4 protein-coding genes and 1 rRNA gene are annotated in these 10,692 nt (G+C 73.1%); all 5 read right to left on the minus strand.

Features of this window, described 5'->3' with window-relative positions:
* Window positions 1–4,746, minus strand: a complete 4,746-nt coding sequence (locus ACU436_RS40430) for an NAD-glutamate dehydrogenase (RefSeq protein WP_459032449.1) — start codon at window positions 4,744–4,746, stop codon at window positions 1–3.
* 180 nt (window positions 4,747–4,926) lie between these two features.
* Entirely contained in the window at window positions 4,927–8,001 is a 3,075-nt protein-coding gene (locus ACU436_RS40435; protein ID WP_459032451.1) for a hypothetical protein, read from the minus strand.
* A gap of 118 nt (window positions 8,002–8,119) precedes the next feature.
* Entirely contained in the window at window positions 8,120–9,796 is a 1,677-nt protein-coding gene (ettA, locus tag ACU436_RS40440; RefSeq protein ID WP_459032453.1) for an energy-dependent translational throttle protein EttA, read from the minus strand.
* A gap of 23 nt (window positions 9,797–9,819) precedes the next feature.
* Window positions 9,820–10,362, minus strand: a complete 543-nt coding sequence (locus tag ACU436_RS40445) for a single-stranded DNA-binding protein (RefSeq protein ID WP_459032454.1) — start codon at window positions 10,360–10,362, stop codon at window positions 9,820–9,822.
* A gap of 217 nt (window positions 10,363–10,579) precedes the next feature.
* A 5S ribosomal RNA gene (gene rrf / locus ACU436_RS40450) occupies window positions 10,580–10,692 on the minus strand; the annotation flags it as partial.

Here is a 10,692-nt window from a genome sequence, read left to right on the forward strand (position 1 = left end):
TCAGCGGGCCAGGCCGCGCAGCTGGCGCGAGACCACCGACAGCGTGGCCAGGTCCAGCTGACCGGCCTTGTCGACCTCCTGCAGGGCGGCCCGGGCACGCACGAGGCGCGACGCGTTGCCCCTCTCCCACAGCTCGATGGCCTTGTCCACGGACGTACCCGGACCGGCCTCGCGCAGCGCGTCGAGGGTGATCGCCCGCAGCGACGCGTACAGGTCGTCGCGCAGGGCGAGCCGGGCGAGCGCGTGCCAGCGGTCGCCCCGCTCCAGCGCGGTGACCGACGTGAGCGCCGAGTCGACGCCCAGGTGCTCGGACAAGCCGTAGTAGAGGGCCGCCACCTCCTGCGGCTCCCGCGCCTCCCGGTCGCGCTCCGAAAGCTCCGTGAGCTCGACGACGTCGAGCAGCCCGTAGCCGTAGATCAGCACGGCGTTGTGCATCGCCGCCTCGGGCGCGATACCGGCCGACCGCAGCTCGGCGGCCTTCATCTCGACGGTCGCAAGCTCGCGTCCGCGCAGGAACTGCGGCAACGCCGCCCGCAGCTCGCGCACGGTGGCCGCGAACCGGCTCACCTCGGCGCCGACCGCGAGCGGCTGCGGGCGGTTGGTGAGGAACCAGCGGGTGGCCCGGTCGAGCAGCCGCCGCGTCTCCAGCACGAGCGCATCGGACACGGCGGTGGGGATCTGCGGCGACCGCAGCTGCTCCCACAGGGCCGGCAGGTCGTACACACCGGTGGTGACGGCGAAGGCCCGCACGGCGTCGGTGGGGGTGGCCGCGAGCTCCTCGCCCAGCCGGAACGCGTACGTCATCCCGGCGCCGTCGACCATCTCGTTGACCAGCATCGTCGTGACGATCTCGCGCCGCAGCGGGTGCTCCCGGACGGCCGCGGCGAACCGCTCGCGCACCGCGTGCGGGAAGTACTCCTGCAGCCTCGCCGCGAACGCCGCGACGTCGGGAAGGTCGGTGCCGAGGAGCTGCGTGGTGAGGTCGAGCTTGGTGTGGGCGAGCAGGGTGGCGAGCTCCGGGCTGCTCAGCCCGGAGCTCGCCGCCTCCAGCGCCTCGTAGCCGGCCTCGTCGGGGAGTACCTCGAGCTCGCGGTCGAGGCCGTGGCGCGTTTCGAGGTCGGCGGTGAGCCGCGCGTGCACGCTGACCATCGCCGGACCGTGGGCCCGCGCGATGCCCAGCACCTCGTTCTGGTCGCGGTTGTCGGCGAGGACGAGCCGCCCCACCTCGTCGGTCATCTCCAGGAGGACCTCGTTGCGCGCGTCCCGCTCCAGCTCGCCCGCCGCCACGAGGCGGTCCAGCAGAACCTTGATGTTGACCTCGTGGTCGGAGCAGTCCACACCCGCGGAGTTGTCGATCGCGTCGGTGTTGATCTTGCCGCCGCGCCGGGCGAACTCGATGCGGCCGCGCTGCGTCAGGCCGAGGTTGCCGCCCTCGCCGACGACCTTCACCCGGAGCGCGGACGCGTCCGCCCGCACGGGGTCGTTGGCCTTGTCGCCCGCGTCGGCGTGCGTCTCGTCCGACGCCTTGACGTACGTGCCGATGCCGCCGTTCCAGAGCAGGTCAGCAGGCGCGCGCAGGATCGCCGCGATCAGCTCGGGCGGGCTCAACCGGTCGACACCGTCGGCGATGCCGAGCGCCGCGCGGATCTCCGGCCCGACCGGCACCGACTTCGCCGTGCGCGGCCACACCCCGCCGCCGGCGCTGATCACCGACCGGTCGTAGTCCTCCCACGACGAGCGCGGCAGCACGAACAGCCGCTCCCGCTCGGCGAAGCTCGCCGCGGCGTCGGGGTCCGGGTCGACGAAGACGTGCCGGTGGTCGAACGCCGCGAGCAACCGGATGTGCGGCGAGAGCAGCATCCCGTTGCCGAACACGTCACCGGACATGTCGCCGACCCCGACGACCGTGAACGGCTGCGTCTGCGTGTCGGTCCCCAGCTCGCGGAAGTGCCGCTTCACGCTCTCCCAGGCACCCTTGGCGGTGATGCCCATGGCCTTGTGGTCGTAGCCGACCGAGCCGCCGGAGGCGAACGCGTCACCCAGCCAGAAGCCGTACTGGGTCGCGACGTCGTTGGCGACGTCGGAGAAGCGCGCCGTGCCCTTGTCCGCGGCGACGACGAGGTAGGAGTCGTCGCCGTCGTGGCGCACCACGTGCGGCGGCGGCACGTTCTCGGCGCCCACGAGGTTGTCGGTGACGTCCAGCAGCCCGGAGATGAACGTCCGGTAGCAGAACTCGACCTCCTCGGGCCCCGCGTCGGCCCGCCGGACGATGAAGCCGCCCTTCGCGCCGACCGGCACGATCACGGCGTTCTTCACCGCCTGCGCCTTGACGAGGCCGAGGATCTCCGTGCGGTAGTCCTGCGGGCGGTCGGAGTAGCGCAGGCCCCCGCGCGCCACCGGCCCGAACCGCAGGTGCACGCCCTCCACCCGCGGCGAGTACACGAAGATCTCGAACTTCGGCCTCGGCGCCGGCATCCCGGGCACCTCGGCGGGGTCCAGCTTGAACGAGAGGAAGGCGCGATCGCGGAAGTAGTTGGTGCGCAGCGTCGCCGTGATCATGGCGAGGTAACCGCGCAGGATGCGGTCGGCGTCCAACCCGGTGACGGCGTCGATCAGCCCGCGCACCTCGGCGAGCGCCGCGAGCATCTCCCGCTCCCGCTCGCCGAGCTCGGGTGCGAACCGCGCGTGGAACAGCGCCGTCAGCGCCCTGGCGACCTCCGGGTAGGCGAGCAGCGTGTTCGCCATGTACTGCGGCCCGTACGGGCTGCCCAGTTGTCGCGCGTAGCGCGCGTACGCGCGCAGGACGGCCACCTCCCGCCACGCCAGGCCGGCCCGCAGCACCAGCGCGGAGAACCGGTCGGACTCGGCGTCGCCGGCCCACGCCGACCGGAAGGCCGTGCAGAACGCCTGCACCGCCTCCGGGTCCTGGAGCGCCCCGCGCGTGGTGTCGTCGACCTGCAGGCCGAAGTCGTAGAGCCAGCAGCGCAACCCATCGGCACGCACGAACTCGGAGGGCCGCTCGTCGAGGACGTCCACGCCCAGTTGCTGCAGCAGCGGCAGGACCGCGGTGAGCGAGACCGGCGCGCCCGCGAGGTAGAGGGTGAACCGCGGCTCACCGTCCTCGACGTCCGCGACGTACATGCGGGTGTCGAACGAGCCCGCCTCGGAAAGCGCCGCGATCCGGCGCAGGTCCTCGACGGCGTGCTGCGGGGCGACGGCCGCCTTGTACGGCTCCGGCACACCGGGCAGCAGCGCGGCCACGGCCGCCGTGTCGGGCTGCGAGAGCAGCCGATCGTCCCAGGTGCGGGCGGCCTCGGTGAGCTCGTCCTGCAGCTCCGCCACGTCGACCCCGCCGTCGACGCCGTCATCGGCACCGCCGAAGCCGACGGCGTCGGGCTCGGTCAGGACGGTGAAGTGCACCATCCCGAGGCTCGACTCCGACAGCCGCACCGTGAACTCGACGTGCTGGCCACCCAACCGGCGCTGCAGCACGTCGGCCATCCGGATGCGGGCATCCGTGCTGTAGCGGTCCCGCGGCACGTAGACGAGGCACGAGATGAACCGGCGGTACGGGTCGGGTCGCAGGAACAGGCGCACCGCACGGCGGCCGGACACCGCGAGCACGCCGACCGCGGTGTCGTGCAGGCGCTGCTCACCCACCGCGAACAGCTCCTCGCGCGGCAGGCCGGAGATCACCTCCAACATCCGCTGCCCCGAGTACGAGTCCAGCGGGAAGCCCGCGCGGTGGATCGCGTCGCGCACGCGCCGCTCGACGACGGGGATGTCCAGCACGCTCTCGTACATCGCCGGCACCGTGAGCAGCCCGAGGAACCGGTGCTCGCCGACGAACCGGCCGCCGGCGTCGAACGTCCGGATCGCGAGGTAGTAGGGGTGGACCGGACGCAGCGGGCTGGGCGCGCTGGCCCGGGTCATCACCAGCAGTTCGTCCTGGCCCTGCGCCTGCTCGACCTTCGGCGCGAACTTCTCGGCGATCGTCGAGCCCTTGCGGAGCACTCCGAGCCCGGACTCCGGCTGGGCGTGCACGGCGTCGCCGCCGGCCGTGTAGTGCTGGTAGCCGAGGAACGTGAAGTGGTCGTCGGCGAGCCAGCGCAGCAGCTCGGCGACGTCGGCCGGGTTGGTGCCGTCGGCCGCCGCGGGCCGGCTCGGCAGGTCGTCGGCCACCTGCCGCGCCCGCCGCACCATGGGCTCGGCGTCCTCGACGATCTCCCGGACGTCGCGCAGCACGCGCGTCAGCGCCTGCTCCAGCCCTGTCCGGTCGAAGGGGGTGGGCAGCAGGTCGAGGTGGATCCACGACTCGGCGAGCGCGCCCGCGGGCGGGGCCGCCGGGTCCGCACCGGTGAGCACCTCCTCGAGCTCGCCGGTGGAGTCCCGGCGCACGACGACGATCGGGTGGATCACCCGCTGGGTCTCGGCGCCCTCCCGGGTGACGGCCGCCAGCAACGACTCGACGAGGAACGGCATGTCGTCGGTGACGACCTCGACGACCGCTCCCGCGTCCGCTCCCTCCTGCGGGTCGCGCACGCGGATCAGCGGCTCGCCGGCGGCCCGCACCTCGGCGAGCTGCAGGTGACCGCGGGCCGCGCCCAGCAGCAGCGGCAGGTGATCGCCGCGCTGCAGGTCGGGGGCGTGGCGCGCGTACAGCTCCACCAGGTCGGCAAGGGCAGGGTCGATCGGCTCGGGATCGGTAGCGGGCGACTGCGCCCACTCCCGGGTCCGGCTCGTCACAATTCAGCTCCGGGTCTCGCCGACGGCGTACTCGCTCCGCCGCCGTGGGGCGCCCGCGGGGCAGCGGGCTCGCCAGCCACCCTAGCCCTGCGCGATCCGGCCGAATCGCGCTCGTCGATCGCGGCGCCCGGGCTCGCAACCCGCCACCCCCATGCCCTGCACACGGGCGGTTGCGGCGGCTCAGATACCGCGGTACGCCGCTAGCGCCCCGGCGAGCAGATCGGCGATTCCGAGCCCTTCGGTCGACTCCGTCCGGGCCGGCTCGCCACCGTCGGACGTCGTGGCCGGCTCCGTGACGGTGGCGGTGCCGTTCGCCGATCCGTTGGTGTGGGACCCGTTGCTACGGGACCCGTTGCCACGGGACCCGTTGCCGTTCGACCCGTTGCCGTTCGATGCCGTGCTCGCCGCTGCCTCGTCACCACGGCGACGGGCCGCGCGGCCGGACCCGGCGGGCTGCGCCCCAGGTGTCGATGACCGAGCCCGCTCGCCGGACGCCCGGTCCCGGGCCTCCGCACGGTGCCGCCGGCTTCGCTCGACCCCGTCGTCGCGGGCGGAACCGTGGCGTCCCGGGCGCTCCGGCGCGCCGGCGTCGGGCTGCCCCGTTTCGCCGGAGAACGGCCACTTCGGGGAGCCGGCGTCACCGGTGCCGGGATCGGCGTCCTCCGCGTCGTGCTCCGTGTGTTCGCGGGTCCCACGTTCCTGCTGACGCGCACGCGCCGCGGCCCGGTACTTCTGTCCGCGGGCCTCGGACGTGGTCGCGGTGAGCGCGGCCCACGGCTCTGCGGGTTCCTCGCGGTGGCGGTCCTCGGTCGGGTCGCGATCGCGCCCGGTGGGGCTGAGGGGCTGCAAGATCTGGGCGCCCACCGGGCCGTCCGCGTCGTGCACCGCCACCCGCAGCTGTGCCCCCGGGAGATCCTCGGCCGCGGCGAACCCGTCCAGCAGGCCGGGCAGCGTGCGATGCATCCAGTCGGTGGCGTCGGCGCGGCTCCATCCCGCACCTGTGACGACGAGCGCATCGGAGTCGCCGAACCGGGTTCGGGCTCCTGCCGGCAGCCGGTCGGCGAGCAGGTCGGCGACCGACCGCACCACCGCCGACGCACGCGGCCCCGCGAAGCGCCGCCCGTCCCGGGCGATGTCGACCACCACGGCGCACCCGTCGTCGGATGGTGGCTCCTCGACCGATCCGGCGACCGGCTCGGTCGTCTCCGCCGACGGGCGCGACTCGAGCGACACGGGCTTCCCGACCCCGATCCCGCTGAGCGCCCGGTCGAGCTCGGCCAGCGCCGACTGCAGCCAGCCGTCGGAGTCGGCGGATTCGGCGGGCGAGCCGGTGTCGGCGGGGACCGGTTCGGTGACCGACGGCTCCTCCTCCGCACGCCGTCGCCCGCCGCCCCGGTTGCTGCGCGACCTGCGGCCCTCGCGCTCGGGTTCGTCGGTGGCAGCCGGGCCGCCGTGGCGGCCACGTGCGGCGCGGTCACCGGCCTCGCCGGCACCCTCACCGCCCCCGTCAACGCCCCCGTGACGCGAACGGCGGCGTGGGCGCGGTGCGCCGTCGTCGGTTTGGCCGCCCGGGTCGACGTGCCGCGGCTCGGCCGGCGTGTCGTCGCGCTCCTCACGGGCACGACGGGAACGCCTGCGCTCGGTGTCGGCGGGTCGGCCGCGGCGGCGCGCCCGGGGCTTCTCCGCGCCCGACTGGCCGGCGTCGAGGGTCGGCACCCAACCCGACGAACCGTTCGACTCCTCGGCGCGGTGTTCCGGGGCACCGACGGACTTGCCGTTGCGCGGCGTGCGGTTCTCGTCGGGCCGCTTCTCGTCGGGCCGCTTCTCGTCGGGCTGGGCGGAGCCGTTCCGGAGGCTCCGGATGAGCAGGTCACCGATCGGCGACTCGCCGCCCGACCCGTTCCAGGGCACGGCGTCCCACGCCGTCGGCGCCGCCTCGTCGGCCACCGGTTCGTTCTCGTCCGGCGCCGGTTCGTCGAACAGCCGCTCGAAGCGGGACCTCCCGCGCTCCTGGCCGTCCTCCCGGCTCGCCCGCAGCTTCCGGTCACTTCGCGTGATGGCGGGCAACACCGTGGTTGCATCCGCGCTGACCGCCGGGTCGACCGGGGCGGCCGCAGACGGCTCCGCCCGCTGCCGGCGTCGCCGCGGCCGCTCGGGCTCGGCCGGCGGCTCTGCAGACACCTCGGTGGGGGCCTCGGTAGGCGCCTCCGCCGGCGCATCGGTGGGCTCTTCCGTGGGCAGCTCGGCCAGCACGGCCAGGAAGCGGCGTGACCGGGCGCGGTCGCGGCGCTCCGCTCCCACGGCGAGCTGCAGTGCCGCCAGCGCGACCTCGAGCTGCTCCGCCTGCTCGTGCAGCGCGCCGAGCGCAGTGCGGCAGACCGCTTCGAGGTCCGGGACGTCGCACCCGGCGGCGTCCTCGGCGGCCTGCTCGAGCAACTCCGCGGTGTCGGCGCGGACGTCCTGACCGGTGTCCTGCGCGGCGAGCACCCTCGTGACGGTGAGCCGGAGCAGCGCCAGCTGCCGGGTGGGACGGGCCTGCTCGGACAGCCGGGGCAGCAACGCGCCGCAGCCGTCCCGGGCCTCGGCGACCCGACCCGCGTCCAGCAGCGCGGAGATCCACTCCGCGGCGAGCGACGCCGCCAGATAGCCCGACGGGGCACCCGAGCCGACCCGGCCCCGCTCGAGGCGGGCGAGCCCGTCGGATGCGTGGTCGACGGCGGTGGCCGGCCGGCCGGCACGCCGCTCGACGACCGCCCTGACCAGAGCCACCGACGCGCCGCCGAGCTCGGCCGCCGCGCCACCGGCCATGGCCCATGCGGCCTCAGCGGCGTCGAGCACCGCCGCGACGTCGTCGGGGGCGTCCTCGACGGCACACCGGGCGTGAGCGCAGAGGAGGTCGGCGGCGAGTTCGGGATCGCCGTCGTCGGCGTGCACCCCGGCGAGGAACCTGCGGGCGACCTCCACCTCGCCTGCGCCCGCCGCGACCATCGCCAGCTCGATCCGGAGGCGGTCCGCCGCAGCCCCGGTGAGCGCATCGCTGCCCCACTGCCCCAGGGCCGCGAGCACAGCGGAAGCGGTGTCGCGTCCGTCGCCGGTGGCGGCCCGAGCGTGCACGGCCCACCCCGCCGCGGACAGCCAACGATCCTGCTGGCCGGTGGCAGCCGCCTCGTCGAGCACGTGGTCGGCCAGCTCGGCCGTGAGGTCGGGGCGGGCCCACCGCAGCGCCGCAGCAGCCTTGACGAGGTCTGCGTCCACCCGTGGTACCGCTCCGATCACTCGGCCTTCGGCACGCGTCGACCCCACGTGACCTCCTGAAGTGCCGGGATCCACCACCCGAGCCAGCAGCGATCACCAGCCGGGGGATGCATAGCTCTCAGTCGCGCGTCAGCTTACGGTGCGTCACTCGGTGCGGTCGCGCGGCCTCCGCTCCCAGACGTTCGATCTTGTTGCGCTCATATGCCTCGAAGTTGCCCTCGAACCAGAACCAGGAGGCCGGGTTCTCGTCCGTGCCCTCCCACGCCAGGATGTGCGTGACGACGCGGTCGAGGAACCAGCGGTCGTGCGAGATCACCACGGCGCACCCGGGGAACTGCTCCAGGGCGTTCTCCAGCGAACCGAGCGTCTCGACGTCGAGATCGTTGGTCGGCTCGTCGAGCAGGATCAGGTTGCCGCCCAGCTTGAGCGTGAGTGCCAGGTTCAGGCGGTTGCGCTCGCCACCGGACAGCACGCCCGCCGGCTTCTGCTGGTCGGGCCCCTTGAACCCGAACGCCGCGACGTAGGCCCGCGAGGGCATCTCGACGTTGCCCACCTTGATGTGGTCGAGCCCGTCGGACACGACCTCCCAGACCGTCTTCTTCGGGTCGATCCCGGCCCGGTTCTGGTCGACGTAGGACAGCAGCACCGTATCGCCGATCCGGACGGTGCCGGAGTCCGGCTCCTCCAGCCCGACGATCGTCTTGAACAGCGTGGTCTTGCCCACCCCGTTCGGCCCGATGACGCCGACGATGCCGTTGCGCGGCAGCGAGAACGACAGGTCCTTGATCAGGACGCGGCCGTCGAAGCCCTTGTCGAGGTGGTCGACCTCGACGACGACGTTGCCGAGCCGTGGCCCCGGCGGGATCTGGATCTCCTCGAAGTCGAGCTTGCGGTACTGCGCCGCCTCCGCGGCCATCTCCTCGTATCGCTCCAGCCGGGCCCGGCTCTTCGCCTGCCGGGCCTTCGCTCCCGAGCGGACCCACGCGAGCTCGGAAACCAGCCGCTTCTGCAGCTTGGCGTCCTTGCGGCCCTGAACGGCGAGGCGCTCGGCCTTCTTCTCCAAGTAGGTGGAGTAGTTGCCCTCGTACCCGATGGCGCGTCCCCGGTCCAGCTCCATGATCCATTGGGCGACGTTGTCCAGGAAGTACCGGTCGTGGGTGACCGCGAGGATCGCGCCGGGGTAGCTCGCCAGGTGCTGCTCCAACCACAGCACGCTCTCCGCGTCGAGGTGGTTGGTCGGCTCGTCGAGCAGGAGCAGATCGGGCTTGCTCAGCAGGAGCTTGCACAGCGCGACCCGCCGCCGCTCACCACCGGACAGCTGCGCCACCGGAGCGTCCGGCGGGGGACACCGCAGAGCGTCCATCGCCTGCTCGAGCTGGGAGTCGAGCTCCCACGCATCGTTGTGGTCGAGGATCTCCTGGAGCCGACCCATCTCCTCCATCAGCTCGTCGGAGTAGTCGGTGGCCATCTCCTCGGCGATCTGGTTGAACCGGTCGAGCTGGCGCTTGATCTCGCCGAGCCCCTCCTCGACGTTGCCGAGGACCGTCTTCTCCTCGTTCAGCGCCGGTTCCTGCTGCAGGATGCCGACCGTTGCGCCGGGAGCCAGGATCGCATCGCCGTTGTTGGGGTGCTCGACGCCAGCCATGATCTTGAGCACGGTCGATTTGCCGGCACCGTTGGGTCCGACGACGCCGATCTTCGCTCCGGGCAGGAAGTTCAGAGTGACGTTGTCGAGGATGACCTTGTCGCCATGGGCCTTGCGGACCCGTTGCATGCTGTAGATGAACTCCGCCACGTGTCGATGGTAGTTGCGGCCGGTCACGCCCTGACGGCCCCCTCACCGGCGAGCACGCTCACCCGACCGCCGCGCTCCGGGGCCGCGAGACGCCCGCCGTCCGCGGGCGACGACTCGCTCGACGGTGTGCCCGCAGCGGCAGGCGGGGCGCTCTCCGCAGGCCCGGCACCGTCGTCCGCAGCGATACCCCTCGGAGTGTCCGCGGCAGCCGCCCTCGTGCGGGTGACGGCGGCGGTGCACCACCTCAGATCCGGCCCCACCGCGGCCGCACTGATCTCCAGCCTCCGCTCGACCCGCCCGTCGCGCTCGAAACTCGAGTTGATCAGCTTCCCGTGCACGATGACGGGATCGCCGATGCGGAGCGACATGAGCACGCTCTGCGCGAGCTGCCGCCAGCAGGTGACCGTGAGGTACACCGGCTCCGCGTCGTTCCACGCGTCGGAGGCTCGGTCGAACCAGCGCTCGGTGGTGGCCACCCGGAACTTCGCCCCGGTGGCCTTTCCGGAGTTCAGCAGCTCCGGCTTGGTGGCAATCCGCCCCGGCACCGTCAGGTAGATCGTGCTCATCGTGCTCGCTCCTCGCTCGTCACCGCTGGCCCGCTCGGCCACCTGATACGAGCGTGCGCCGTTCGCGACGCGGGTACGAGACCGGTGCCGCGACTGTGGATGGCCGAGGGGCGAGGTGGACAACTCGCGCCGGCCGCAGCCGTACTGTCGGTGCCGGGTACGGCAATGAAAAAAATTGGGCCCCCGCCACAAGGCGGGGGCCCAATTACACGTTGAATGTCGGCGGCGACCTACTCTCCCACACCCTGGCGGGTGCAGTACCATCGGCGCTGGAGGGCTTAGCTTCCGGGTTCGGGATGGGACCGGGCGTTCCCCCTCCGCCAAAACCAC

This window comes from Pseudonocardia wallangbongensis (assembly GCF_054486945.1).